Here is a 24,431-nt window from a genome sequence, read left to right as displayed (position 1 = left end):
CCCTGGCCTCATTCACGCCAATGATCGGCGATCCACTTTGCCGGGCGGGCGTGACGCCAGTTGCCTTCCGAGCGGCCGACCAGCGCATCGGGTGGGTTCATCACGCCGTGGAAGACCAGCACGCGCGCGCCGGCCGGAATGAAGGGGTCGCGCCAGAAGCTGGTGGGCCACATCGGCAGGCAGTGGTACTTGTAGCTGGCACACCAGTCCGTGGGCCAGTAGCCCAGCTTGCCCTGGTCGTGCAGGAAATGGCTGAGATATTCCTGCTCGTTGCGGTACTTGGCGCGCACCTCGTCCTGGTGAGCGATGAAGTGGGCCAGCACGTCGGCGTGGGCGCCGATGCGGAAACGGTAGACCGAGGAGTTGCCCGTCACGCGCCAGGGGCGCTTCCAGTCCTTGATGATGAGGAAGTCGCCGGGCACAGCGAAGAATTCGGTCAGGTCGCCGACGATGACGACGTCCAGGTCCAGGAACAGGGCCGTGCCCTTCAGGCCGAAGAGGTCGGCCTGGTAGGTGCCGAGCTTTTTCCAGCCGCCATCGCGCTTGCCTTGGCTGGCGTGCGTCTCGGGCAGCGGCAGGCTTTCGACCTCGGAGCGGATGCCGTTGGCGTCATCGGTGAAGCAGACGAAGCGGAAGGGGCCGCGCAGGTGGCGCGCGGCCATGCCATACAGGCGGTTGACGTACTCGGGGCCGTACTTGGTGCCCCATTTCATGCAGATGACGAAGCGGTCTTCGGCTGCGCTGCTCATTTCAGTTGTTCCATAGTCATTGCGGGCCGAGCGCCGGGCCGCTCCCAAGCCGGCCCGCGCTGGCGATGTGCTTGCCGGTCAATCCGGCAAGCATCGCCGTCCCCCCGGGGGACCGGTCAGGCGCACCGCGTTCAGCGGTGTGCGGCTGGGCGAGGGGCTTCATCTACGCAAGCTCCTCAATGGGTTGCGGCGGATAGCTGTCCCAGTTGAGGCAGGCCGGGCATTGCCAGAAGTAGTGGGCGGCCTCGAAGCCGCAGGCGGCGCAGCGATAGCGCTGCAGCGGCTTGGCGGCCTTTTCCAGCGTCTGGATCATGGGAGCGGCCTCGTCGGCGGGCAACGCGCCGGCATTGAGCTTGAGCAGCTCCGTGGCAGCCGACAGGGCCGGCTGCTCGCGCAGATGGGCCGCGAGGCGCTCACGTTGCGGGCCAGGCTGCAGGCCTGCCAGTGCGCGCAGCAAATGCATGCTGGGCGAGCGGTGGTATTGCTCGCTGATCAGCGCGATGGCGCGCTCGGGCTGGCCCAGAGACTTGGCGGCGGCGGCGCAATCGGCGGCGACCAGGTTGAAGGCCGGCGGGTTGGCTGCGAGCAGCTTGGTGAAGGCGGCAAGCGCGGCTTCGGCCTGGCCGGCCTTCAGCAGCATCTGGCCCTGCAGCACATAGGCGCGGGCCGCTTCGGGCGCGCGGCGCTGCGCCTGTTCAAGCAGGGAGGGCACCAGGTCGACATGCCCCTGGGACTGGGCGACCAGGGCCTGCTCGCAGAGGTAATGCGCGATACGACCGGAGAAGGAGCCCGTACCTGCGGCTTCCAGTTCTGCGGCAACCTCGGCGGCCTTGGCCCAGTCGCGCGAACGCTCGTACAGCGACAAGAGGGCCAGGCGCGCCTCACGCTCGAAGGCGGTACCGCGCAGTTCGGCATAGGCCGCCTCGGCGCGGTCGAACAGGCCGGCCTTGAAGAAGTCCTGGGCCAGTTCATGCTGGGCGCGGTCGCGGTCGGTCTTGGGCAGGTCGCCGCGGCGCAACAGATGCTCGTGCACGCGCACGGCGCGCTCCGTCTCGCCACGGCGGCGGAACAGGCTGCCCAGGGCGAAGTGCAGCTCGGAGGTGTCGGGGTCGTTCTGGACGGCCTCGATGAAGGCATCGATGGCCTTGTCCTGCTGTTCGTTCAGCAGCAGGTTCAGACCCTTGAAATAGGCCTTGGGCGAATCACGCTGTTCCAGCTTCCACTGCTTGGAGTCGAGCTTGGAGGCCAGCCAGCCGAGGACGAAGACGACGGGCAGGACAAAGAGCAGCCAGCGCGGATCAAACTCCATCTTGGTGGGCGGCGTAAGGGGCTGCGGGGACTTCGGGTGTGGGTTGGGGCATGCCGGGCAGGGGTTCGACGCGTTGGGCGGCGCGGCGGTGGCGCCACCAGGCGGGCACCATGGCCAGCACGCCAAAGGCGGCGCCGAAGCCAAAGGCCAGCAGCACGATGATGACCTGCGGCGCGCGCCACTCGTGGCCGAAGAACCAGCGCACGACGGCTTCGTGGCTGTTGTTCAGCGCGAAGGCAAACAGCGTGAAGAAGAGCAGGGCTCGCAGGAGCCAGACGAGGGTGCGCATGGCCCGGGATTCTGACTCAGGCGGGGTCAGGCGTCCGTCACAGGAAGATGCTTGTCGACTGCCTCGCGCAGCGCCTTGCCGGGCTTGAAATGAGGAGCCAGTTTCTCGGGGATCATGACCTGCTCGCCGCTGCGCGGGTTGCGGCCCACGCGCGGCGGGCGACGGCTGATGGAGAAGCTGCCGAAGCCGCGGATCTCGATGCGGTGGCCGCGCGCGAGAGCGTCGCTCATCGCGTCGAGGATGGTCTTGACCGCGAACTCTGTGTCCCGCTGGGTCAATTGGCCAAATCGTTCGGCGAGGACGGCGACGAGGTCGGAGCGGGTCATAAGCGAGGCAGCTTGTCGGTCTTGGAATTGAAACAGGCCCGCTGGCGAGGCCGGCGAGCCTGTGGGGAGCATACCCGGCCTCCAGCAATTCGCTAGAGGACCGGGCAGTTCAAACAGGGCTTAGTTGCCCTGGTTGTCCAGCTTGGCGCGCAGCAGGGCGCCCAGGCTGGTGGTGCCGGCGTTTTCACGCTCGCTCGACTGGCTCAGGCGCGTCATGGCTTCCTGGTTGTCGGCGTTGTCCTTGGCCTTGATGGACAGCTGGATGTTGCGGGTCTTGCGGTCGATGTTGACGACGACGGCGGTGACTTCGTCGCCTTCCTTCAGCACGTTGCGGGCGTCTTCCACGCGGTCGCGGGAGATTTCCGAAGCGCGCAGATAGGCCATCACACCGTCAGCCAGCTCGATCTCGGCGCCGCGCGGGTCGACGGTCTTGACGATGCCGGTCACCGAAGCGCCACGGTCATTGATCGTGGTGTAGGCGGTGAAGGGGTCGCTGTCCAGCTGCTTGATGCCCAGCGAGATGCGCTCGCGCTCGACGTCCACGGCCAGCACGACGGCTTCGACTTCCTGGCCCTTCTTGAAGTTGCGAACGGCGGTTTCGCCGGTCTCGTCCCAGGACAGGTCGGACAGGTGCACCAGGCCGTCGATGCCTTGCGCCAGGCCCACGAACACGCCGAAGTCGGTGATCGACTTGACCGGGCCCTTGACCTTGTCGCCGCGCTTGACGTTCTCGGCGAACTCTTCCCACGGGTTGGCCTTGCACTGCTTCATGCCCAGGCTGATGCGACGCTTGTCTTCGTCGATTTCCAGGACCATGACTTCGACTTCGTCGCCCAGCGAGACCAGCTTGCTGGGGGCGATGTTCTTGTTGGTCCAGTCCATTTCGGAGACGTGCACCAGGCCTTCGATGCCCGGCTCGATCTCGACGAACGCGCCGTAGTCGGCGATGTTCGTGACCTTGCCGAACAGGCGCGTGCCGGTCGGGTAGCGGCGCGCAACGCCGAACCACGGGTCGTCGCCCAGCTGCTTGATGCCCAGCGAGACACGGTTCTTCTCGGCGTCGAACTTCAGGACCTTGGCGGTCAGTTCCTGGCCAACCGTCACGACTTCGGACGGGTGACGGACACGGCGCCATGCCATGTCGGTGATGTGCAGCAGGCCGTCGATGCCGCCGAGGTCGACGAACGCACCGTATTCGGTGATGTTCTTGACCACGCCGTTGACGATGGCGCCTTCGGACAGCGTCTCGAGCAGCTTGGCGCGCTCTTCACCCATGGAGGCTTCGACCACGGCGCGACGCGACAGCACAACGTTGTTGCGCTTGCGGTCGAGCTTGATGACCTTGAATTCCATGGTCTTGCCCTCGAACGGGCTCATGTCCTTCACCGGGCGCGTGTCCAGCAGCGAGCCGGGCAGGAAGGCGCGGATGCCGTTGACCAGGACGGTCAGGCCGCCCTTGACCTTGCCGGAGACGGTGCCGGTCACGAAGTCGCCGGACTCCAGAGCCGTTTCCAGGCTCAGCCACGAGGCCAGGCGCTTAGCCTTGTCGCGCGACAGGATGGTGTCGCCGTAGCCGTTTTCGATGGCGTCGATGGCGACGGAGACGAAGTCGCCGACCTGGACTTCCAGTTCGCCCTGGTCGTTCTTGAACTCTTCGATGGGCACATAGGCTTCGGACTTGAGGCCTGCGTTGACGACGACGAAGTTGTGTTCGACACGAACGACTTCGGCCGAAATCACTTCGCCAGCGCGCATGTCGGAGCGCTGCAGCGACTCCTCGAACATGGCGGCAAAGGATTCCATGCCGGAGGCTTGGGCGGTTTGGGTTTGGGACATGTGATGGATCCTGATGCGCCGGGGAACCCCGGACGCGGCGTGCAGACAAGCTGCGGGTTAAGTTGTTGACATCGCGACCCTCAGTGAACTGACGTTCGGAGGGAAGGGCCGCGGGCCGTGGCGTCTCAAGCCTGGACCTTCTCTGGCACCTCGTTCGTAACGAGGCGCGTCAAAAAGGCCTGCGCTGTTGCCACCAATCCAGCACCTGATCCACCGAGGCTTCGATGGTCAGCGCCGAGTTGTCGAGCAGCTGCGCGTCCTGCGCGGGTTCCAGTGGCGAGGCTGAGCGGTTCTTGTCCCGTTCGTCCCGCGCCTCCAGATCTTCGCGCAAGCTATCGATATTAGCCGAAATTCCTTTGGAAATCAACTGCTTATGCCTGCGCTCAGCGCGCGTCGCGGCGCTGGCGGTGAGGAATACCTTGAGGGAGGCGTCGGGGAAGATGGCTGTGCCCATGTCGCGGCCGTCGGCGACGAGACCGGGCAGGCGGCGGAAGTCGAGTTGCAACTGATGCAGGGCCTTGCGCACCTGAGGATGGACGGCGACCTGTGAGGCCAGCAGGCCGGTCGCTTCGGCTCGCAGCCGGGCACTGACGTCTTCCTGGCCCAGGAAGACATGGCCATCGCTGAAGCGCAGTTGCAGCGTCGGCACGATGGCGGCGACGGCGTCGCCGTCATCCAGGTTCAAGCCGGCGCGGCGCGCGGCCAAGCCCGCGACGCGGTAGAGCGCACCGGAATCAAGCACGGCAAAGCCGAGCGCCTTGCCCACCTCATCGGCCAGCGTGCCCTTGCCGGAGGCGGTCGGGCCGTCGATGGTGACGACCGGAATGTCGGCAGCGTTGGCCATCACGACGCCGAACAGCGTCTCGAAGTAGTCCGGGAAGGTCTTGGCGACGCAGTGCGGCTCGAGGATGCGCACCGGCACGGCGTGATCGGTGACAAGGCCGTTGAAGGCGGCCAGCGAGAAACACATGGCGACGCGGTGATCGTCGTAGGTGTGGATGGCCGCGGCCTTCCAGTCCTGCAGCGGTTCAACCCGGATCCAGTCCGGCCCTTCGTCGACCGTGGCACCCAGCTTGCGCAGCTCGGCGGCCATGGCAGCAATGCGATCGGTCTCCTTGACGCGCCAGCTGGCGATATTGGTCAGCGTGGTCGGGCCGTCGGCATAAAGCGCCATCACTGTCAACGTCATCGCCGCGTCGGGGATGTGGTTGCAGTCCAGCGTGATGCCCTTCAGCGGCCAGGCGCCGCGGCGTACTTCCAGCCAATTGGGCCCGGTCTTGACCTGCGCACCCATGGCGGCAGCGGCCTCGATGAAACGCACATCGCCCTGCAGGGATTCGCTACCGACACCTTCGATGCGGATCGGCGTATCGATCGCGGCGATGGCGCCGAGGCCGACGAAATAGGACGCCGAGGACGCATCGCCCTCGACGAAGACCTCGCCGGGCGAGCGATAGCGGCTTCCGGCCGGGATGATGAAAGCCTCCCAGCCTTCACGCTTCACCGCGATGCCAAAACGCTCCAGCAGGGCCAGCGTGATCTCGATATAGGGCTTGGAGATCAGCTCGCCGATGACCTCGATGCGAATGTCGCGCTCGGCCACCAGCGGCAGGGCCAGCAGCAGGGCCGTGAGGAACTGGCTGGACACGTCACCGCGCACGCGCACTGGCGTGTCCAGCGCGAGCTGGGACGGGCCGCGCAGGCGCAGCGGCGGGTAGCCTGCATTGCCGAGGTCGTCGATCTCGCAGCCCAGGCCGCGCAGCGCGTTGACGAGATCGCCGATGGGGCGCTCATGCATGCGCGCCACGCCGGACACCTCGAAGCTCGCCCCCTGCGTCGCGGCCAGCAGAGCGAGCGCTGCGGTCAACGGTCGCATGGCGGTGCCGGCGTTGCCGAGAAACAGTTTGGCGTCCTTGGCGCGAAGGCGGCCACCCAGTCCGTCGATGACGACGGCCTCGCCTTCGTTCCAGACGCCGCAGCCGAGCGCCCGCAGCGCATCGAGCATGACAGCCGTGTCGTCGGACGCCAGCAGGTCGCGCACGACGGTCTTGCCTTCGCTCAAGGCTGCCAGCAGCAGCACGCGGTTGGAAATGCTCTTGGAACCGGGCAGGCGCACGGTGCCTGCGGCGCCGCGCAGGGGCGGCAGGTCGAGAAAGGGGATCTTGAACATCACTTGCCGGCTGGTCGGCCGGGAGGAGGGGCAGGGGGCGGATTGCCCCAGGCCGAACGGCCTTCGGAGATGGGACGCAGCGCGGCTTCCAGGGCCGGCGCGTCACCGGATTCGATCAGCGCTTCGAGCTGATCCAGCATGGTGCGAAAACGCTTGGACTGGGCCAGCACCTCGTGCTTGTTGGCCAGCAGGATGTCGCGCCACACGGACGGCTCGCCGGCGGCGATGCGGGTGAAGTCGCGAAAGCCTGGGCCGGCCAGGCTCAGGTAGTCGCGCGCGGCCGGCTGCTCGGCGATGGCCTGGAAATAGGCAAAGGCCAGCAGATGCGGCAGGTGGCTGACTGCGGCGAAGGCCGCGTCATGGTTGTGCGGCCGCATCTTCAGCACCGTGGCGCCCAGGGCGGACCAAACGTCGGTTGCACGCTGCACCAATTGCGGATTGGTGAAGGGCTGGGGTGTCAGGATGACCTGACGGCCTTCGTAGAGATTCGCCTCGGCATGCTGGACACCGCCCGACTCCTTGCCGGCGATGGGATGGCAGGGCACGAAGCTGGAAGAGCGGTCACCCAGGGCGCGGCGCGCGGCCTCGATGACGTCGCACTTGGTCGAGCCGACGTCCATGAACAGGACGCCCGGATTGACGAGGTGGCGGATGGCCTTGAGCGTGCTCTCGGTGGCCGACACGGGTACCGCGATCAGCACGATGTCCGAACCTGACACCGCCAGCAGCGCCGATTCGGCGGCCACATCGATGACGCCCAGCTTCTTGGCCTGCTCCGTCGTGGACGGCGACTTGCTGTAGCCGACGACGCGTTTGACCAGGCCGGCTTTTTTCATCGCCAGCGCGAAGCTGCCACCCATCAGGCCGCATCCAATCACGCCGAGCTGTTGAAACATGGTTAGTTTTTCACCGGGTAGGCGCCCAGCATCTTGAAGAAGGCGCAGAGCTCGCGCAACTCAGCCAGCGCGTCGGCGACGTGGCGCTGCGTCGGATGGCCGTCGAGGTCGATGTAGAAGTAGTAATCCCACTGGCCGGTACGGGCCGGGCGGGACTCCAGGCGGGTCATGGATACGCCGTGCTTCTTCAGCGGCACCAGCAGATCGTGCATGGCGCCGGGCCGGTTGGGCACGGAAACGACCAGGCTGGTGCAGTCGCGCCCGGTGGCCGGCGGTGTGGCCATCGTCTGCGGCAGGCAGATGACGGCGAAGCGCGTGCGGTTGTATGCCTCGTCCTGGATGGCGTGCGCGGTGATGTGCAGGCCGAAAACCTGCGAGGCACGTTCGCTGCCCAGGGCGGCCCAGGCCGGGTTGGTGGCGGCCAGGCGCGAGCCCTCGGCATTGCTGGAGACGGCTCGGCGCTCGACGTCGGGCAGGTGCTTGTTCAGCCAGTTCTGGCATTGGGCCAGGGCTTGCGGGTGCGCGAGCACCGCTTCGATGCCGTGCATCGAAGGCTCCTTGCGCATCAGGTTGTGGCGGATCAGCAGGCTGACCTCGCCGACCACATGGCAGGGCGTGTGCAGGAACAGGTCCAGCGAGCGCGTGACGACGCCCTCGGTCATGTTCTCGACGCCGACGACGCCGAACTGCGCGCTGCCGCTGGCCGTCGCGTGGAAGACCTCGTCGAAAGTGGCGCAGTAGGTCATGTCGGCGGCGCTGCCGAAGTATTCGAGAGCGGCCTGCTCGCAGAAGGTGCCGATGGGGCCGAGCACGGCGACGCGCTGCGGCGACTCCAGCGCCAGGCAGGCGGACATGATCTCGCGCCAAATGGCCGCGACGTGCTCGGACTTCAACGGCCCCGGGTTAGCGGCACGGATCTTGTCGATGACCTGGGCGACGCGGTCCGGGCGGAAAAAGGGTGTGCCCTCGGCGCGCTTGATCTCGCCGACTTGCTCGGCGACGCGGGCGCGCTGGTTCAGCAGGTCCAGCAGCTGGCGGTCCAGGCCGTCGATCTGGTCGCGCAGCGCGAGCAGTGCCTGGGAGGCGACAGGTTCAGCCATGGCGGGCCTCGAAGTCCTTCAGGAATGACACCAGCGCCTGCACGCCTTCCAGCGGCATCGCGTTGTAGATGGACGCGCGCATGCCGCCCATCGACTTGTGACCCTTGAGCTGCAGCAGGCCAGCGGCCTTGGCCGCGGTCAGGAAGCTCTCGTTGAGCTTTTCATCCTTCAGGAAGAAGGGCACGTTCATGCGTGAGCGGCAGCTGGCGTCGACGCGGTTCTCGTAGAAGCCGGAGGCATCCAGCGTCGCGTAGAGCAGGCCGGCCTTGTCGATGTTGCGCTGCTCAATGGCGGCCAGGTCGCGCTTGCCGGCGTACTCAAAGCCTTTCACCCACTGGAACACCAGACCCGCCACATAGATCGCGAAGGTTGGCGGCGTGTTGAACATGGACTGGGCTGCCGCTACGGTTTCGTAGTTGAAGGCCGAAGGACAGATCTCCAGTGCGCGGCCCAGAAGGTCTTCGCGCACGAAGACCAGGGTCATGCCGGCCGGGCCGATGTTCTTCTGCGCGCCGCCGAAGGCCAGGCCGATGCGGCTCCAGTCGATGGGGCGCGACAACAGGTGGGAGGAGCAGTCGATGACCAGCGGCACGCCGTTGCCGATACGGGGCAGGTCATGGAATTCGACGCCGTCGATGGTCTCGTTGGTGCAGACGTGGACATAGCTCGCGTCGCTGCGAAGTTGCCAGTCGCCGGGGATGGCATGCCCGCTGCCGATGTCGGCGGCGATCTGCACGTCGGCATAGCGGCGCGCCTCGGCGGCGCTCTTGCGCGACCAAGAGCCCGTCACGACGACATCGACCTTGCCGCCACGGCTCAGGTTCAGCGGCACGATGGCGTTTTCACCCAAGCCGCCACCCTGCATGAAGAGGATGCGGAAGTTGGCCGGCACGGCGAGCAGCTCGCGCAGATCCCGCTCAGCCGCTTCCGCGATGGAGATGAACTCCTTGCCGCGGTGGCTCATCTCCATGACGCTCATGCCACTGCCGTGCCAGTCCAGCATCTCGGCCGCCACCTGTTGCAGCACCGGTTCAGGCAGTGTGGCGGGGCCGGGGGCGAAATTGAACGGGCGGGCTGTGGTCATCGAGATCCGGGAGGCTACTTCTTGGGCGCGGAGGCTGCGGGCTTGGGCGCGGCGGCCGGCGGAGGCTGCAGGCCCAATTGCTTGGCCAGCGTGGTCTGCAAGGCCTTGAGACGGCCTTCCAGCGTGGGGCCGGCCTCGGCCATCACCTTTTGCGCGACGGCCTTCTGCAGTTCGACGCTGGCAAGGCCGAATTTCTGGCTGACCGGCGATTCTGCCCAGGCGACGACCTGCTTCAGTTCGTCCTCGTTGAAGCGTTCGTCCAGCAGGGCCGAAGCCGTGGGCCCAATCGCCTTGGCGATCTTGTCCTTCAGGTAGGGCACGTTTTCCTCGATGAACTTCTTCAGCTCGGCGTCCATGGCCTTGGCCGTCGCGTCGCGCTTCTCGGGCGGCACTTGCTGCAGCGCGGCGCGGCCGCCTTGCGTCAGCTGCGGCAGGGGTTGCTGCACGATGCTGGCCGCCATGCTGTCGGCCATGCCCTGCTGCTGCAGCGCCACGATCTTGTCGATCAGAGCCTTCTTGGCCGGCGACGGATCGGCCAGGGCGGTGCCAGTGGCCAGGGCCAGGGCGAGGGCCAGGCCCAGGTTGCGAGAGGTCATGTGATCAGTCCTTGGGGGCTTCGGAGGAGTCATCGGTAAGGCCGGCCTCGCCATCTTCGGCAGGGGCATCGGTCTCGTTGGCGTCGTTCTCGACGATGCGCTGCAGGCCGGACAGCTTGCTGCCGTCGTCCAGCGCGATCAGTGTGACGCCTTGCGTGGCGCGGCCGAGTTCGCGGATCTCGCTGACGCGGGTGCGCACCAGCACGCCCTTGTCGGTGATCAGCATGATCTCGTCCTCGGGGCGCACCAGCGTCGCGGCGACGACGCGGCCATTGCGCTCGCTCTGCTGGATGGCAATCATGCCCTTGGTACCGCGGCCGTGGCGCGTGTACTCAACGATGGACGTGCGCTTGCCGTAGCCGTTCTCGGTGGCGGTCAGCACGCTCTGGGTTTCGTCTTCGGCCACCAGCATGGCGATGAGGCGCTGGTCGGGCTCGAGCATCATGCCGCGCACGCCGCGGGCGGTGCGGCCCATCGGGCGCACGTCGTCCTCGTCGAAGCGCACGGCCTTGCCGCCGTCGCTGAACAGCATCACATCGTGGTGGCCGTCGGTCAGTGCGGCGCCGATCAGGTGGTCGCCCTCGTCCAGGTCGACGGAGATGATGCCGGCCTTGCGGGGATTGCTGAAGTCCTTCAGAGAGGTCTTCTTGACCGTGCCCATGGCCGTGGCCATGAAGATGAAGTGATCTTCAGGGAAGCTGCGGAACTCGCCGGTCAGCGCCAGCACGACGGTGATCTTCTCGTCGGCCTGCAGCGGGAACATGTTGACGATGGGCTTGCCGCGCGAGTTGCGCGAGCCCTGCGGTACTTCCCAGACCTTGAGCCAGTAGACGCGGCCGCGGTTGGAGAAGCACAGCAGCCAGTCGTGGGTGTTGGCGATGAAGAGCTGGTCGACCCAGTCGTCGTCCTTCGTCTGCGTGGCCTGCTTGCCGCGGCCGCCGCGCTTTTGAGCGCGGTATTCGCTCAATGCCTGGCTCTTGATGTAGCCGGTGTGCGAGAGCGTCACGACCATGTCGGTCGGCGTGATGAGGTCTTCGGTGCCGAGTTCCTGGGCGTTGTGCTCGATGACGCTGCGGCGAGCGCCCAGCTTGGTCTGGCCGAACTCGTTCTTCAGCTGCACCAGCTCGTCGCTGATGATGGTTGTCACCCGGGCAGGCGTGGCAAGGATGTTGAGCAGATCGGCGATCTCCGCCATCACTTCCTTGTACTCGCCGACGATCTTGTCCTGCTCCAGGCCAGTCAGGCGTTGCAGGCGCATCTGCAGGATTTCGCCAGCCTGCGATTCCGACAGGCGGTACAGGCCGTCGGCCTGCATGCCGTACTCGGGCTCCAGGCCTTCGGGACGGTAGGCGGAGGGGCCACCGGCCGACAGCGTCTCGGTGCGCGACAGCATCTCGCGCACCAGCGACGAATCCCAGCTCTTGGCCATCAGGGCAGCCTTGGCGACGGGCGGCGTCGGCGAGGTCTTGATGGTCTCGATGAATTCGTCGATGTTGGCCAGCGCCACCGCCAGGCCTTCCAGCACATGGCCGCGCTCGCGGGCCTTGCGCAGTTCGTAGATCGTGCGGCGGGTCACCACCTCGCGGCGGTGCTCCAGGAACACGATGACCATGTCGCGCAGATTGCATAGCTTGGGCTGGCCATCGACGAGGGCGACCATGTTCATGCCGAAGCTGTCCTGCAGCTGCGTCTGCTTGTACAGGTTGTTCAGCACCACCTCGGGCACTTCACCGCGCTTGAGCTCGATGACCACGCGCATCCCGGACTTGTCGGACTCGTCCTGGATGTGGCTGATGCCCTCGATCTTCTTTTCCTGCACCAGTTCGGCAATGCGCTCAAGCAGGGTCTTCTTGTTGACCTGGTAGGGGATCTCGTCAACGATGATCGACTGGCGCGAACCCTTGTCGATGTCCTCGAAATGCACCTTGGCGCGCATGACGACGCGGCCGCGGCCGGTGCGGTAGCCATCGCGCACGCCAGCCAGGCCGTAGATGATGCCGGCGGTCGGGAAGTCCGGCGCCGGGATGATCTCCATCAGCTCGTCAACGGTGCATTCCGGGCTCTTCAGCGCGAACAGGCAGGCGTCGACAACCTCGTTGAGGTTGTGCGGCGGGATATTCGTGGCCATACCCACGGCAATACCCGAAGCGCCATTCACCAGAAGATTCGGCAAACGGGTCGGCAGTACCAGGGGTTCCTTATGGCTGCCGTCATAGTTCGGCCCGAAATCGACGGTTTCCTTGTCGATGTCAGCCAACATTTCGTGAGCGATTTTGTCGAGACGAATCTCGGTGTATCGCATTGCAGCGGCGTTATCTCCGTCGATCGAGCCGAAGTTGCCTTGACCATCGATCAGCATGTGGCGCAGGCTGAATGGCTGCGCCATGCGGACGATGGTGTCGTAAATGGCCGAGTCGCCGTGCGGGTGGTATTTGCCCATGGTCTCGCCCACCGCCTGCGCACTCTTGCGGTACTTGGCGTTGTAGGTGTTGCCCATCTCGTTCATCGCGTACAGCACGCGACGGTGCACCGGCTTCAGGCCGTCACGCGCATCGGGCAGGGCGCGTCCCACGATCACGCTCATCGCGTAGTCGAGATAGGAGCGGCGCATCTCCTCCTCGAGGCTGATCGGGAGGGTTTCCTTGGCGAACTGGGTCATGCGGCAGGATGACGCACGCGCTACACGGCCGCGGCGTCCTCAGAGGTAGGTGAAAGGCGCGAATTCTATGCGGCCCGCCCCCCTGTAGCAGCAGCGCAACATCGTCACCATGGCCTTGAACGTAGGCCGCCACAATGCGTTGGTCTCGGTGCCCCCATGGCACAATCGTCGGGTCCCTAGGAGAAACCCTAAAGTCTCTCCTGAGGTTAGAGGTTGAGTACTGACTCTCGCAGGGCAACTGCGGCATTCCTTGAGAGGAGAATCATGAAGAAACTGAATCGTGTGGCGTCGCTGTTTGCGGTGGCCGCGGTCGCCGTTGCTGCGTCTGGCGCATCGGCCCAAGCTATCGACAACTGGCGCGCAACCGACGGCACCGTCTGGAAGAACGGCACCAACGAATATTGCTGGCGCGACAATTTCTGGACACCCGCTACGGCCGCCAAGGGCTGCGACGGCGAAATCAAGCCGGCACCCAAGGTTGAGCCGCCGGTACCGGTTGCTCCCCCGCCTCCGGCCCCGGCTCCCCAGCCTCCGAAGCCGGTTCCCCCGCCGCCGGCTCCGGTCAGCGAGAAGGTTACCTTCGCCGCTGATGCCTTCTTCGACTTCGACAAGTCGACGCTGAAGCCCGAAGCCACCGCCAAGCTGGACGACCTGGTCAGCAAGACCAAGGGCATCAACCTGGAAGTCATCATCGCCGTTGGCCACACCGACTCGGTGGGCAGCGATGAGTACAACCAGAAGCTGTCGATCCGCCGCTCGGAAGCCGTCAAGGCCTACTTGGTTGGCAAGGGTGTCGAGCCGAACCGCGTCTACACCGAAGGCAAGGGCGAAAAGCAGCCCGTCGCCGACAACAAGACGACCGAAGGCCGCGCCAAGAACCGCCGCACCGAGATCGAAGTCGTCGGTACGCGCAACAAGTAAGCTCAGCGCCCTCGGGCGCTTTGCGCAAAGCCCCGCACGGTCCGCCGTCGGGGCTTTTCTACTTTCTGGATGTCATGACGATCAACGCCGATCCGCAAGAGCTCGCCAAATTCGGCGAACTGGCCCACCGCTGGTGGGACCCCGAGAGCGACTTCAAACCGCTGCACGAGATCAACCCGCTGCGCCTGGGATGGATTCAGCAGCTCTGCCCTTTGGCAGGCAAGCGTGTGCTGGACGTCGGTTGTGGCGGCGGCATTCTGAGCGATTCCATGGCGCGTGCCGGCGCCCAGGTGCTGGGCATCGACCTGTCGACCAAGCCGCTGCGCGTCGCAGAACTGCACGCCATGGAGGCGGGGACCGAAGGCGTGGAATACCGCGAAATCGCTGTCGAAGCGTTGGCCACTGAACAACCGGCCAGCTTCGACGTGGTTACCTGCATGGAGATGTTGGAGCATGTGCCCGACCCGGCCTCGGTCGTGCGGGCGCTGGCGATGCTGGTCAAGCCCGGCGGCTGGGTCTTCCTGTCAACGCTCAATCGCAACGCCAAGTCGTTTTTGCTCGCCATCGTTGGTGCGGAGTACGTACTGCAGATGCTGCCCAAGGGCACGCACGAATACGCGCGCTTCCTGAAACCATCGGAGCTGTCGCAGTTCTGCCGCGACTCCGGCCTGGAGCTACAAGGCAGCCGCGGCCTGACCTACAACCCGCTCACGCAGCGCTACAGCCTCGGCAGCGACACCGACGTGAACTACCTGCTGGCTTGCCGCCGTCCCGCTTGAAGCTCCCTGCGCCTTGGTCGCATTTGCGGGCCGTGCTGTTCGACCTGGACGGCACGCTGATCGACAGTGCTGCTGACCTTGCGGCGGCGGCCAATGCGATGCGCGCCGATCATGGTCTCACCCCGCTGCCGTTGCCGCAATATCGGCCGCATGGCGGCTCCGGCGCGCGCGGCATGCTGGGCCAAGCCTTCGGCGCGGCGCCTGGTCAGTCGGGCTATGAGGAACTCAAGCGTGAATTCCTGGATCGTTACGAAGCGCTGATGTATGACAGCACGCGCGCCTTTGTCGGCATCGAGGCGGAACTTCTCGGGCTCGCGGATGCGGGCCTGGCATGGGGCATCGTCACCAACAAGGCCGAGCGCTTCGCCTTGCCGTTGGCCAAGGCGCTGGGTCTGGCGGCCGGCGCCATCGTGGGCGGCGACACGACAGGGCACACCAAACCGCACCCCGCCCCGCTGCTGGAAGCCGCACGCCGCCTGGGCATGCCACCCCGGTCCTGTCTCTACGTCGGGGATGACGAACGCGACATCCTGGCCGGTCGCGCTGCCGGCATGGCAACGGCCGCTGCAGCGTGGGGCTATCTCGGCCATAGCGGTGAATTTCGTCATTGGGGCGCCGACCTGGAGCTGTCCGCGCCGGGTGAGCTCTTGAAAGCGCTCGGTCTGGCCTAAGATGCGAGGTCTCTGGGGCCGACTTGGTTTCGACGTGGGTGCGGATCCGGAGTAGGGCATGTCGAGCACCAGTCCGCTCGTAAAACCACTGGAAACAAAGTAACTGCAAACGACTCTACGTTCGCACTCGCCGCTTAATTGCGGATGAGCTTCTCAACGGCAGGCCGATGGGCCGGGCTGAGTTCCGCAAGGGGCAAGGCTGAGAAGTCACTCACATCGGCTGGCGTCGCACCGGGTCACTCGGTGGGGCGTGAGATCAAGTGACTGGCGGGAAAGCTAGCGTGCCACTGCGCGAATTGACCGTGAGATTCAAATCAGCCGGCTAAACATGTAGATCTGCCCGGTGATGGCTTGCGGACGGGGGTTCAATTCCCCCCGGCTCCACCATCCAATTGAGAAGGCCCGTGTCGGTGACACGGGCCTTTTTTCATCTCGAGTGCGCCGGGGTCAATTGAACCCCTGTCCGCGAATCAGCCCAACAGCCAGGCCCTCGATGCTGAAGCTCTCGCTGTGCTCATCGACGCGGATGGGCTCGAAATCGGCGTTCTCGGGCAGCAACTGGATGCCATCAGGCCCACGCTTGAAGCGCTTGACCGTGACCTCGTCGCCGACCCGAGCCACGACGATCTGGCCATTGCGCGCCTCCTTGGCCGACTGCACAGCCAGCAGGTCGCCATCGAGGATGCCGATGTCCTTCATGCTCATGCCCTTGACCTTGAGCAGGTAGTCGGGCTTCCTAGCGAACAGGCCGGGCTCGACCGTATAGGTCTGCTCGACATGCTCCTGCGCGAGGATGGGCGCGCCAGCGGCGACGCGGCCGATCAGGGGCAGGGTCAGCTGGGCGAAGTGGGGAATCGGAAGGTTGAATTGGCGGGCGCGGTTGACGGCGCTCAGCGCATCGGACTTGAGGCGAATGCCGCGCGAGGTGCCGCCGACGAGTTCCAGCATGCCCTTGCGAGCCAGGGCCTGCAGATGCTCCTCGGCCGCGTTGGCGGACTTGAAACCCAGCTCGGCGGCAATCTCGGCGCGGGTGGGTGGCGAGCCGGTGCTTTCGATCGCGTTGCGGACCAGGTCGAAGATCTGCTGCTGTCGGGCGGTAAGCTTGGGTCGGTCTTGCACGGGGCGGCCTTTTCGTCAGGGCTGGAAATTTGTCCAGCACCTGTATTTTCATCCAGGAATCCAAGAAATTGCAAACCTTTGACCGTCTGATCGTCATTCTGGGCACCGGCGGCACGATTGCCGGCACTGCCAAAACCGCCAGCGACGGTGTGGGCTACACGGCGGCGCAATTGAGCGTTGAGGATTTGCTGGCGGCAGTGCCCGCGCTGTCGGGCCAGAAGCTCGAGGCGCAGCAGGTTGCCCAGCTCGACAGCAAGGACATGGATTTCGCGACCTGGCAGCGGCTCGCAGTCGCCGTACAGCAGCACCTCGACCGGCCTGAAGTCGCTGGCATCGTCATCACCCATGGCACGGACACGCTGGAGGAGACCGCCTACTTCCTGCAGCGCGTGCTGGCACCTGTCAAGCCCGTCGTTCTGACGGCCGCGATGCGGCCGGCGACGGCGCTGGCGCCCGACGGGCCGCAAAACCTTTTCGATGCGGTGCAGGTGGCAGCGACGCCCGATGCGGCGGGCGTCGTCGTCGCATTCGCAGGCCGTGTGCACGATGCGACCCAGGTGCGCAAGACACACAGCTATCGCGTTGACGCCTTCGAGTCGGTCGACGGGGCGCTGGTGGCGCGGGTGGAGGAGGGCGTCGTGCGCCAGCTTGGCCGCTGGCCCGTGGGCGATGGCCTGGGGCTGGCGCGCATCGCCCGGCCGGCCGCACGCTGGCCGAGGGTCGAGATCGTCATGAACCATGCCGGTGCGGATGGCGTTGTCGTGCGGGCGCTCTGCGCGGCAGGCATCGACGGGCTGGTCGCCGCTGGCACGGGCAACGGCACGCTCAGCACCACGCTGGCTGCCGCGCTGCACGAAGCCCGGGCCGGCGGCGTCAAGGTCTGGCGCAGCACGCGCTGCGACGCCGGCCCGGTCATGGACTTGCCCGGGCTGCTGCCCAGCGCCGGCGCGCTGAGCCCGGTCAAGGCCAGGATCGAACTGATCCTGAGCCTGCTGGGCGACTGAGCCTCAGCGGCTGCGGCGCCGGGCCACGAAACCGACCAGGCTCAGGCCGGCCAGCAGCAGGGCATATTGGCTGGGTTCAGGCACGGCCGCGATGGCTTGGTTGGTCAGATTGCCGTCGAAAGCGAAGACGTAGAACTGGTTGCCGTAGGCTGCCGGCGCGCTGCCGCCGTTCGGGATTGCCGTGGCCAGGAAGTCGTTGTCGTTGGCGAGATACAGCGTGTGCATCGTTTTGCCGTTGACGATGACATCCTCGCCGAAGGCAATGCCTTCGAGCTTGGCCGGTATCAGCGCGTCGGAAATGCCGGCGGCGTTGAGCGCGGCCTTGATGTCGAGGAATCGCGTGCCGACTATTGCCGTGCCGGGTTGGGTGCGCAGGTCAGCGATGCCACTGACCTCGGCGGCACCGGTCAGGTCGATCTTGACGAGCTGTTTCACCGCCGCCTTGGAGCCGTCGCCCATGCCCTTGCCGTCGCGCTCCAGCACGATGAGTTCGTGGTCGTTCAGTGCCAGCAACTCGCTGCTGTTGTAGGCCTTGCCGTTGATCTGGTTGTCGAAAGCGAACTGGCTGGTGGCTCCCGTGGCGACGTCGATCTTGACGATGCGGTTGTAGCGGCCGCCGTCGCCGCCGTCCTGGGCCAGCGGGCTCTGCACGAAGCCGAACAGCGTCTTTCCGTCGGGCGAGATGGCCAGGCCCTCCATGCCCTTGTTGGCGACGCGGCCTGCCGTGTTGCCAGAGATCTCGGCGGCGCCGGAAGAGCTGACGTTGCCAACGGCGAAGCTGCTCGGCAGGCTGAAGGTGCGGATGCGCTCGCCCGTCGCGCGGTCGAACTGGTAGACGTAGGGGCCGTACTCGTCGGAGATGAAGACGCTCTTGCCGTCGTTGGAGACGCGGATGCCTTCGGGGTCCAGGCGCGCGTTGGCCGGGTTGGTCGACAGGCCGGCGGCAAAGTTGTCGGAGCGGCCCGAGAAGTAGTTCTTGCTGCCGGCGAGGACTGTGCTGCTGTCCACGATGCCGCTCAGTGTCGCGGCCTTGGGGCCGTAGTTCAACGCTGTGGAACTGGACAGCAGCGTGGTGGCCTGCAGCGTCGGCGTCAGCGCGTAGGGCAGGGCGGAGCCGGCCGCGTTGGCGGTGAGGCTGAGCTGCACCGTCTGGAAGCGGGCGATGAAGGACGTCGTGTTGTCGAGCTGCGGCGCGCCCCAGTCATTGGCGTTCGGACCGCGGTCCGGCAGCGCCAGGAAGGTGTTGCCGCCGGCCCAGGCCAGGCCCGAGCCCATGCCGCCGAGCAGGTTGGCCGCGAGGCCGCTTTCGAGGGAGTAGTTCAGGCCGGAAAGGTCGCTCAGCGAGCCGCTGAGGTTGCCCATGCCGATCAGCACCGGTTCGGCCGCGCGGGATGGAGCGGCGAGGGCCAGCAGGGCGCTGGCGATGGCGGTGGTCAGGAAGAGGCGCATCGCGGGTCTCCGGGTGTGATTGGAAAACCCGCGATGCTGACCGGCGCGCGTGACGCCGGCGTGACGCCCATTCAGACGACGGTTAGACGACAGTCAGCGAGACGTCGACGTTGCCGCGCGTGGCGTTCGAGTAGGGGCAGACCTCGTGGGCGGTCTTGACCAGAGCCTCCAGGGCGGCGCGGTCCATGCCGGGCACGGAGATCTTCATGTCGACCTGGATGCCGAAGGCCCCGGGCTTGTTGGCGTGCGGGCCGATGGCGACGTCGCTGGTGATCGAGACCTCGGCAGGCAGGCTGATCTTCTGCTTGCCGGCGACGGCTTTCATGGCGCCAATGAAGCAGGCGGAATAGCCGGCCGCGAACAGCTGCTCGGGGTTGGTGCCCGGGCCGCCGGCGCCGCCGAGTTCCTTGGGCGTGGACAGCGTCACGTCGATGGCGCCGTCAGACGACTTGGCGGTGCCGGCGCGGCCACCGGTGGCAGTGGCGGTGGCGGTGTAGAGGGCTTTTTCGATGGCCATGGTGGCTCCTTTGGGGTGGTGGGGGAAGAAATCAGGCAGCCGTGTCGGCGGCCCGGTTGAGTTGCTGGCGCAATTGCGTGAGCCGCTGCGTCAGCGCGATGACCTCGTCCAGTTCGCAGGCGCTGGCGCAGGCGAGGTGGCCGGGGATGTCCAGTGCCTGCTCGCGCAGCTTGCGGCCCTGCGGCGTCAGGAAGATGTCGACACGGCGCTCATCGTCGCTGGCGCGGCGGCGCTCGATGTGGCCCAGGGCTTCCAGGCGCTTGAGCAGCGGCGTCAGCGTGCCCGAGTCCAGCGACAGGCGCTGGCCGAGTTGTGAGACGCTGGGGCCTTCGACCTCCCACAACACCAGCATGACGAGGTATTGCGGATAGGTCAGGCCCAGCGGCGCCAGCAGGGGCTTGTAGATGCGGGTCATGGCCAGCGAGCTGCTGTACAGCGCGAAGCAGAGCTGGCGGTCCAGCTGCAGCCATTCGCCGCGGGGATCGGCGTTGGGGGGTGGGGTCTTGCTGCGTGCCATGGCCATTAATGTAGTTCGCAATTCAATTGCGTACAAGTTAAATGGTCTTTCATGCGACACCGGACGCTAGGGCGATCTGAGACGATGCGCCACCCCCAATCACAAAAGACGAGGAGAAACGATGCAGATGGTCGCAATCGTGCTGTCGGCGCTGGTGGCGCTGCTGCACCTGTATTTCCTGGTGCTGGAAATGTTCTTCTGGACCAAGCCGCTGGGCCGCAAGGCCTTCGGGCTGAAGGCGGACTTCGCCGAGCAGACCAAGGCACTGGCGGCCAACCAGGGGCTCTACAACGGCTTTCTCGCCGCAGGCCTGGCCTGGGGCCTGATGCAGGGCGCCGCAGGCGCGGGCAAGCCCTGGCTGGTGTTCTTCCTGGGTTGCGTCGTCGTGGCCGGCGTGTTCGGCGCGGCCACGGCCTCGAAGAAGATCCTTTTCGTGCAGGCGCTGCCAGGCGCGATTGCCCTGGCAGCGGTGCTCGCGATCTAGGCGTTCAGCGCCTCGATCTGCTCACCCAGCTCCAGCCAACGCGCCTCGTCGGCTTCGAGCTGGTCGCTGATCGCCTTCAGGCGCTTGCCCATCTCGGCAATGGCCGAGGCGGCAGCGCCCTCGGCGAGTTGGGCCTCGATCTCGGCGCGCTCCGAGGCGAGGGCGTGCAGGCGCTTGTCGATGGCGTCCATCTCCTTGCGCAACGGGCGTGTCTGGTCGGCCAGCTTGGCGCGTGCCTGGCCTGAGGCCTTGCGGTCCTCGCGGGGTGCCGGTGCCGGGGCCGCCGCAATCACTGGCGCAGGCGCCGCAGCGGGTGCGGAACCCTTCTTGGCCGCACGGGCGGCTTCCTTGCTTTGGTCGAGCAGCCATTTCTGGTAATCGTCCAGGTCACCGTCGAAAGGCTTGACGACGCCGTCGGCCACCAGCCAGAACTCGTCGCAGACCTCGCGCAGCAGCGCGCGGTCGTGGCTGACCAGCATGACGGTGCCCTCGAACTCGTTGAGCGCCATCGACAGCGCCTCGCGGGTGTTCAGGTCCAGGTGGTTGGTGGGTTCGTCCAGCAGCAGCAGGTTGGGGCGTTGCCACACCAGCATGGCCAGCACCAGCCGCGCCTTCTCGCCGCCAGACAGGCTGCCGACTTGCTGGTTGACCATGTCGCCAGTGAAGCGGAACTGGCCGAGGAAGTCGCGCAGTTCCTGCTCGCGGCCGGCTGGGCCGACCTCGCGAGCCAGCCGCACCATGTGCTCCAGCGGGCCTTCGTCCAGGCGCAGCACGTCCAGTTCCTGCTGGGCGAAGTAACCGATGGACAGGCCCTTGCCCTGCGTTAGCCTGCCCGCCAGCGCTGGCTGGGTACCGGCGATGGTCTTCACCAGCGTCGACTTGCCCTGGCCGTTGGCGCCGAGGATGCCGATGCGCTGTCCGGCCAGCACCGAGCGGTCGATGTCGCGCACGATCGTGGTCGTGCCATAGCCGGCCGACATCTCGTCGAACATCAGCATCGGGTTGGGCAGATTCAGCGGCTCGCGGAACTCGAAATTGAAGTCGGCAGACGCCAGCACGGGCGCCAGCCTTTCCATGCGCTCCAGCGCCTTCACGCGGCTTTGCGCCTGCTTGGCCTTGCTGGCCTTGGCCTTGAAGCGGTCGATGAACTTCTGCAGGTGGGCCACGCGGTCCTGCTGCTTGGAGAAGGCGGCCTGCTGCAGCACCATGCGCTCGGCGCGCTGCGTCTCGAAGCTGGTGTAGTTGCCGCCGTAGCGCACGAGCTTGCCTTCGTCCAGATGCAGGGTGACCTTGGTGATCGCGTCAAGGAATTCGCGGTCGTGGCTGATGATGATCAGCGTGCCGTCGTAGCGCTGCAGCCAGGCTTCCAGCCAGACCAGGGCGTCCAGGTCCAGGTGGTTGGTGGGTTCGTCCAGCAGCATCAGTTCGGCCGGGCACATCAGCGCGCGGGCCAGCTGCAGGCGCATGCGCCAGCCGCCGGAGAAGCTGTTGACGGGAGCGTCGAGCTGCTCGGTCTTGAAGCCAAGGCCCATCAGCAGCGCCTGGGCGCGGGAGCGGGCGTCGAAGGCGCCAACGTCGGCCAGCAGCGCGTGGGCGTCGGCCATCGCATGGCCGTCGTTGGCGGCTTCGGCGGCTTCTAGCGCGGCGCGGGCAGCAACCAGCGGCAGGTCGCCTTCGAGCACGTAGTCGGTCGCGCCGTCCTCGGTCTCGGGCATGTTCTGGGCGACCTCGGAACGACGCCAGTGCTTGGGCACCTCGACCTCGCCCTTGTCGTTGCCCAGGCGGTGCGTCAGCAGCGCAAACAGGCTGGATTTGCCCGCGCCGTTGCGGCCGACCAGGCCGATCTTTTCGCCGGGCTGCAGCGTGGCGGAGGCGTTGTCCAGCACCACCTTGACGCCGCGGCGCAGCGTGATGTCGCGCAGCGTGATCATTGCAGGGCCTCCTTGGTGACCAGGAGGACTTGGTCGGCACCGGAGGAGGTCTCCATCCAGACGACTTCGAGCGCGGGGAAGGCCGCCTCGAAGTTTTCACGCTCGTTGCCGATCTCCAGCACCAGCACGCCGTCGTCGTTCAAGGCGGCAGGCGCGGCGCGCAGCAACTCGCGGATGAAGTCCATGCCGTCGGCGCCGCCGGCCAGGGCCAGCTCGGGCTCGGCCAGGTATTCGGCGGGCAGGGCGGCCATGCTCTGGCTGTTGACGTAGGGCGGGTTACAGAGGATCAGGTCGTAGGGTCCTTGCGCTCCGGCCAGGCCGTCGCCCTGCAGCAAGCGCACACGCAGGGCCAGGTTGTGGCGCTCCACGTTCAGCTTGGCCACGGCGAGGGCGTTGATGTCGATGTCCAGCGCATCCACCTCGACGTCGGGCCAGGCCATCGCCGCCAGTACCGCCAGGCTGCCGTTGCCGGTACACAGGTCCAGCACGCGGCGGCTGCTCGGATGCAGCCAGGGGTCGATGCTGGCGTCGGCAATCAGCTCGGCAATGAAGCTGCGCGGCACGATAGCGCGCTCGTCGATGGTGAAGGGCACGCCTTGCAGCCAGGCCTCGCCGGTCAGATAGGCGGCGGGCTTGCGTGTTGCAATGCGTTGGTCGACGAGTTCGGTGACGTTGGCCAGTTCGGCCTCGTTCAGTTCACGCTCGGCGTGTTCGTTCAGCGCGTCCAGCGGCAGTCCCAGGCGCCACAGCACCAGCCACGCGGCCTCATCAAAGGCGGTCGAGGTGCCATGGCCAAAAAACACGCCCGCCTGGTCAAGGCGGGCGGCTTGGGTTTCGATACAGGTGATCAGTTTCAAGAGCCGCGGACGTCCAATGTGATTTCTGTGAAGCTGGCGTCGTCGCCGGCCTTTTCTTCTTTGCGCGGCGCCGTGACCAGGCGTTGGCCCGGCGCTTCGTTCTGCAGCCGCCACAGCAGGTTGGTCGGCGAGTCAGCGAACGCCAGGCCTTCCTCTCGGGTGATGGTGCCTTCGGTGATGAGCTTGGCGAAATGCTCTTCGTAGGTCTGCGAACCCTCGGCGATGGACTTTTCCATCGCCTCCTTCACGCCGGCGAAATCGCCCTGCTCGATGAGCTCGGACGTCAGCTTGGTATTGAAAAGGATCTCGACGACGGGCACGCGCCCGCCCGTCGTGGCGCGCACGAGGCGCTGCGACACGATGGCCTTGAGGCCAGCCGCCAGGTCGTTCAGCAGCGCCGGGCGGGACTCGGGCGTATAGAACGACAGGATGCGGTTCAGCGCGTGGTAGGTGTTGTTGCCGTGCAGCGTGGCCAGCACCAGGTGGCCGGACAGTGCATAGCTGATGGCCGCCGTCATGGTGTCGCGGTCGCGGATTTCGCCGATCAGGATGCAGTCGGGTGCTTGGCGCAGCGCGTTCTTCAGCGCGATCTGCAGCGACGCCGTGTCGCGGCCGATCTCGCGCTGGTTGACGACCGAGCGCTTGTTGCTGAACAGGTATTCGATCGGGTCCTCGATGGTGAGGATGTGCCCGGTCATCGTCTGGTTGCGCATCTCCAGCATGGAGGCCAGCGTGGTGCTCTTGCCGGTGCCGGTGGCGCCCACCATCAGGATGAGGCCGCGCTTTTCCTTGATCATCGTGCCCAGCACGCCCGGTAGCTGCAGGCTCTCCAGCGTCGGGATGTCGTGCGGGATGTGGCGGAACACGCCCGCGATCGAGCCGCGCTGGCGAAAGCCCGACAACCGGAAGCTCCCCACGCCACGCACCGACACCGCCATGTTCAGCTCGCCGGTGTTGTCCAGTTCGGCCAGCGATGCCGGGTCGATGACCTCGGCGATGAGCTGGCGCGGCTGGGGCGGCGTCAGCAGCTGGTCTGACAGCTGCACGGTCTGGCCATTGATCCGGATCAGCACCGGCATGTTGGCTGACAGATAGCAGTCCGAAGCACCCTTGTCGGCCATCAGCCGCAGGATGCGTTCCATGTTGCCGGCGCCGGGGCTGCTCATGA

Annotated in this window: 23 protein-coding genes and 1 other RNA gene; 6 read left to right on the top strand and 18 right to left on the bottom strand. The window is 66.1% G+C overall.

Annotated features, from left to right (window positions below; genetic code table 11):
- Nucleotides 1-8: 8 nt before the first annotated feature.
- From ACXJKM_RS13030 to gyrA, 11 genes are all read right to left on the bottom strand, one after another.
- Nucleotides 9-749 carry a glycosyltransferase gene (locus tag ACXJKM_RS13030; RefSeq protein ID WP_457352782.1) on the bottom strand — a complete coding sequence of 247 codons (741 nt, stop codon included), beginning with the start codon at nucleotides 747-749 and terminating at the stop codon, nucleotides 9-11.
- Between the two features lie 163 nt (nucleotides 750-912).
- Nucleotides 913-2,058 carry a lipopolysaccharide assembly protein LapB gene (gene lapB / locus ACXJKM_RS13025; RefSeq protein WP_056202104.1) on the bottom strand — a complete coding sequence of 382 codons (1,146 nt, stop codon included), beginning with the start codon at nucleotides 2,056-2,058 and terminating at the stop codon, nucleotides 913-915.
- Nucleotides 2,048-2,347, bottom strand: a complete 300-nt coding sequence (locus tag ACXJKM_RS13020; RefSeq protein WP_056202107.1) for a LapA family protein — start codon at nucleotides 2,345-2,347, stop codon at nucleotides 2,048-2,050. Before ACXJKM_RS13020 ends, lapB begins: the two co-directional genes overlap by 11 nt.
- Nucleotides 2,348-2,373: 26 nt before the next feature.
- A complete protein-coding gene (locus tag ACXJKM_RS13015) occupies nucleotides 2,374-2,673 on the bottom strand; it encodes an integration host factor subunit beta (RefSeq protein WP_056202110.1) in 300 nt (99 codons plus the stop codon).
- Nucleotides 2,674-2,793: 120 nt separating this feature from the next.
- Complete coding sequence (rpsA, locus tag ACXJKM_RS13010; RefSeq protein WP_082532915.1) at nucleotides 2,794-4,509, bottom strand: 30S ribosomal protein S1; 1,716 nt, start codon at nucleotides 4,507-4,509, stop codon at nucleotides 2,794-2,796.
- A gap of 169 nt (nucleotides 4,510-4,678) precedes the next feature.
- Complete coding sequence (locus tag ACXJKM_RS13005; protein WP_457352779.1) at nucleotides 4,679-6,679, bottom strand: bifunctional 3-phosphoshikimate 1-carboxyvinyltransferase/cytidylate kinase; 2,001 nt, start codon at nucleotides 6,677-6,679, stop codon at nucleotides 4,679-4,681.
- Nucleotides 6,679-7,575: a prephenate dehydrogenase gene (locus ACXJKM_RS13000; protein ID WP_056202119.1), complete on the bottom strand. Its 897-nt coding sequence runs from the start codon at nucleotides 7,573-7,575 to the stop codon at nucleotides 6,679-6,681. The genes ACXJKM_RS13005 and ACXJKM_RS13000 overlap by 1 nt, the downstream gene beginning before the upstream one ends.
- 2 nt (nucleotides 7,576-7,577) lie before the next feature.
- Nucleotides 7,578-8,675, bottom strand: coding sequence for a prephenate dehydratase (gene pheA / locus ACXJKM_RS12995; protein WP_056202122.1), 1,098 nt, complete (start codon nucleotides 8,673-8,675; stop codon nucleotides 7,578-7,580).
- Nucleotides 8,668-9,759 (bottom strand): 3-phosphoserine/phosphohydroxythreonine transaminase, encoded by a 1,092-nt coding sequence (serC, locus tag ACXJKM_RS12990; protein ID WP_056202125.1) that lies wholly within the window; start codon nucleotides 9,757-9,759, stop codon nucleotides 8,668-8,670. Before serC ends, pheA begins: the two co-directional genes overlap by 8 nt.
- A 14-nt stretch (nucleotides 9,760-9,773) precedes the next feature.
- A complete protein-coding gene (locus ACXJKM_RS12985; RefSeq protein ID WP_056202128.1) occupies nucleotides 9,774-10,355 on the bottom strand; it encodes a DUF2059 domain-containing protein in 582 nt (193 codons plus the stop codon).
- Between the two features lie 4 nt (nucleotides 10,356-10,359).
- Nucleotides 10,360-13,014 carry a DNA gyrase subunit A gene (gene gyrA, locus ACXJKM_RS12980; RefSeq protein WP_056202130.1) on the bottom strand — a complete coding sequence of 885 codons (2,655 nt, stop codon included), beginning with the start codon at nucleotides 13,012-13,014 and terminating at the stop codon, nucleotides 10,360-10,362.
- Nucleotides 13,015-13,278: 264 nt separating this feature from the next.
- Between gyrA and ompA the strand changes: the two genes are divergently transcribed.
- From ompA to ssrA, 4 genes are all read left to right on the top strand, one after another.
- Nucleotides 13,279-13,935 carry an outer membrane protein OmpA gene (gene ompA / locus ACXJKM_RS12975; RefSeq protein ID WP_056202133.1) on the top strand — a complete coding sequence of 219 codons (657 nt, stop codon included), beginning with the start codon at nucleotides 13,279-13,281 and terminating at the stop codon, nucleotides 13,933-13,935.
- Nucleotides 13,936-14,009: 74 nt separating this feature from the next.
- Nucleotides 14,010-14,714 (top strand): bifunctional 2-polyprenyl-6-hydroxyphenol methylase/3-demethylubiquinol 3-O-methyltransferase UbiG, encoded by a 705-nt coding sequence (ubiG, locus tag ACXJKM_RS12970; RefSeq protein WP_457352776.1) that lies wholly within the window; start codon nucleotides 14,010-14,012, stop codon nucleotides 14,712-14,714.
- A gap of 32 nt (nucleotides 14,715-14,746) precedes the next feature.
- Complete coding sequence (locus ACXJKM_RS12965; protein ID WP_457352774.1) at nucleotides 14,747-15,385, top strand: HAD-IA family hydrolase; 639 nt, start codon at nucleotides 14,747-14,749, stop codon at nucleotides 15,383-15,385.
- A gap of 14 nt (nucleotides 15,386-15,399) precedes the next feature.
- Nucleotides 15,400-15,772, top strand: a transfer-messenger RNA (tmRNA) gene (ssrA, locus tag ACXJKM_RS12960).
- A gap of 60 nt (nucleotides 15,773-15,832) precedes the next feature.
- Here the strand turns inward: ssrA and lexA are convergent.
- Nucleotides 15,833-16,504: a transcriptional repressor LexA gene (lexA, locus tag ACXJKM_RS12955; protein WP_056202140.1), complete on the bottom strand. Its 672-nt coding sequence runs from the start codon at nucleotides 16,502-16,504 to the stop codon at nucleotides 15,833-15,835.
- A 68-nt stretch (nucleotides 16,505-16,572) separates the two neighbouring features.
- On the opposite strand from lexA, the gene ACXJKM_RS12950 reads away from it, so the two are divergent.
- Nucleotides 16,573-17,508: an asparaginase gene (locus tag ACXJKM_RS12950; RefSeq protein ID WP_457352772.1), complete on the top strand. Its 936-nt coding sequence runs from the start codon at nucleotides 16,573-16,575 to the stop codon at nucleotides 17,506-17,508.
- A gap of 3 nt (nucleotides 17,509-17,511) precedes the next feature.
- Here the strand turns inward: ACXJKM_RS12950 and ACXJKM_RS12945 are convergent, their stop codons facing one another.
- From ACXJKM_RS12945 to ACXJKM_RS12935, 3 genes are all read right to left on the bottom strand, one after another.
- On the bottom strand, nucleotides 17,512-18,957 hold the full coding sequence (locus ACXJKM_RS12945) for an esterase-like activity of phytase family protein (protein WP_457352771.1): 1,446 nt from the start codon (nucleotides 18,955-18,957) through the stop codon (nucleotides 17,512-17,514).
- Between the two features lie 82 nt (nucleotides 18,958-19,039).
- Nucleotides 19,040-19,474: an organic hydroperoxide resistance protein gene (locus ACXJKM_RS12940; protein WP_457352769.1), complete on the bottom strand. Its 435-nt coding sequence runs from the start codon at nucleotides 19,472-19,474 to the stop codon at nucleotides 19,040-19,042.
- A 31-nt stretch (nucleotides 19,475-19,505) separates the two neighbouring features.
- The gene (locus ACXJKM_RS12935) at nucleotides 19,506-19,991 is read right to left on the bottom strand and encodes a MarR family winged helix-turn-helix transcriptional regulator (protein WP_457352767.1); all 486 of its coding nucleotides are present in this window, start codon (nucleotides 19,989-19,991) and stop codon (nucleotides 19,506-19,508) included.
- Nucleotides 19,992-20,112: 121 nt separating this feature from the next.
- Between ACXJKM_RS12935 and ACXJKM_RS12930 the strand changes: the two genes are divergently transcribed.
- Entirely contained in the window at nucleotides 20,113-20,475 is a 363-nt protein-coding gene (locus tag ACXJKM_RS12930) for a DUF1304 domain-containing protein (protein WP_056202148.1), read from the top strand.
- Here ACXJKM_RS12930 and ACXJKM_RS12925 read toward each other — a convergent pair.
- The 3 genes from ACXJKM_RS12925 to ACXJKM_RS12915 are packed head-to-tail and all read right to left on the bottom strand — an operon-like array spanning nucleotide 20,472 to nucleotide 24,429.
- Nucleotides 20,472-22,406, bottom strand: a complete 1,935-nt coding sequence (locus tag ACXJKM_RS12925; RefSeq protein ID WP_457352765.1) for an ATP-binding cassette domain-containing protein — start codon at nucleotides 22,404-22,406, stop codon at nucleotides 20,472-20,474. The genes ACXJKM_RS12930 and ACXJKM_RS12925 overlap by 4 nt on opposite strands.
- Entirely contained in the window at nucleotides 22,403-23,263 is an 861-nt protein-coding gene (prmB, locus tag ACXJKM_RS12920) for a 50S ribosomal protein L3 N(5)-glutamine methyltransferase (protein ID WP_457352763.1), read from the bottom strand. Before prmB ends, ACXJKM_RS12925 begins: the two co-directional genes overlap by 4 nt.
- On the bottom strand, nucleotides 23,260-24,429 hold the full coding sequence (locus ACXJKM_RS12915) for a PilT/PilU family type 4a pilus ATPase (RefSeq protein ID WP_235532062.1): 1,170 nt from the start codon (nucleotides 24,427-24,429) through the stop codon (nucleotides 23,260-23,262). The genes prmB and ACXJKM_RS12915 overlap by 4 nt, the downstream gene beginning before the upstream one ends.
- Between the last annotated feature and the right edge of the window lie 2 nt (nucleotides 24,430-24,431).

Source organism: Roseateles sp. P5_D6 (assembly GCF_054049415.1).
Note: the sequence above shows the minus strand (reverse complement) of the source record. Positions and strands in the feature narration are given on the sequence as shown.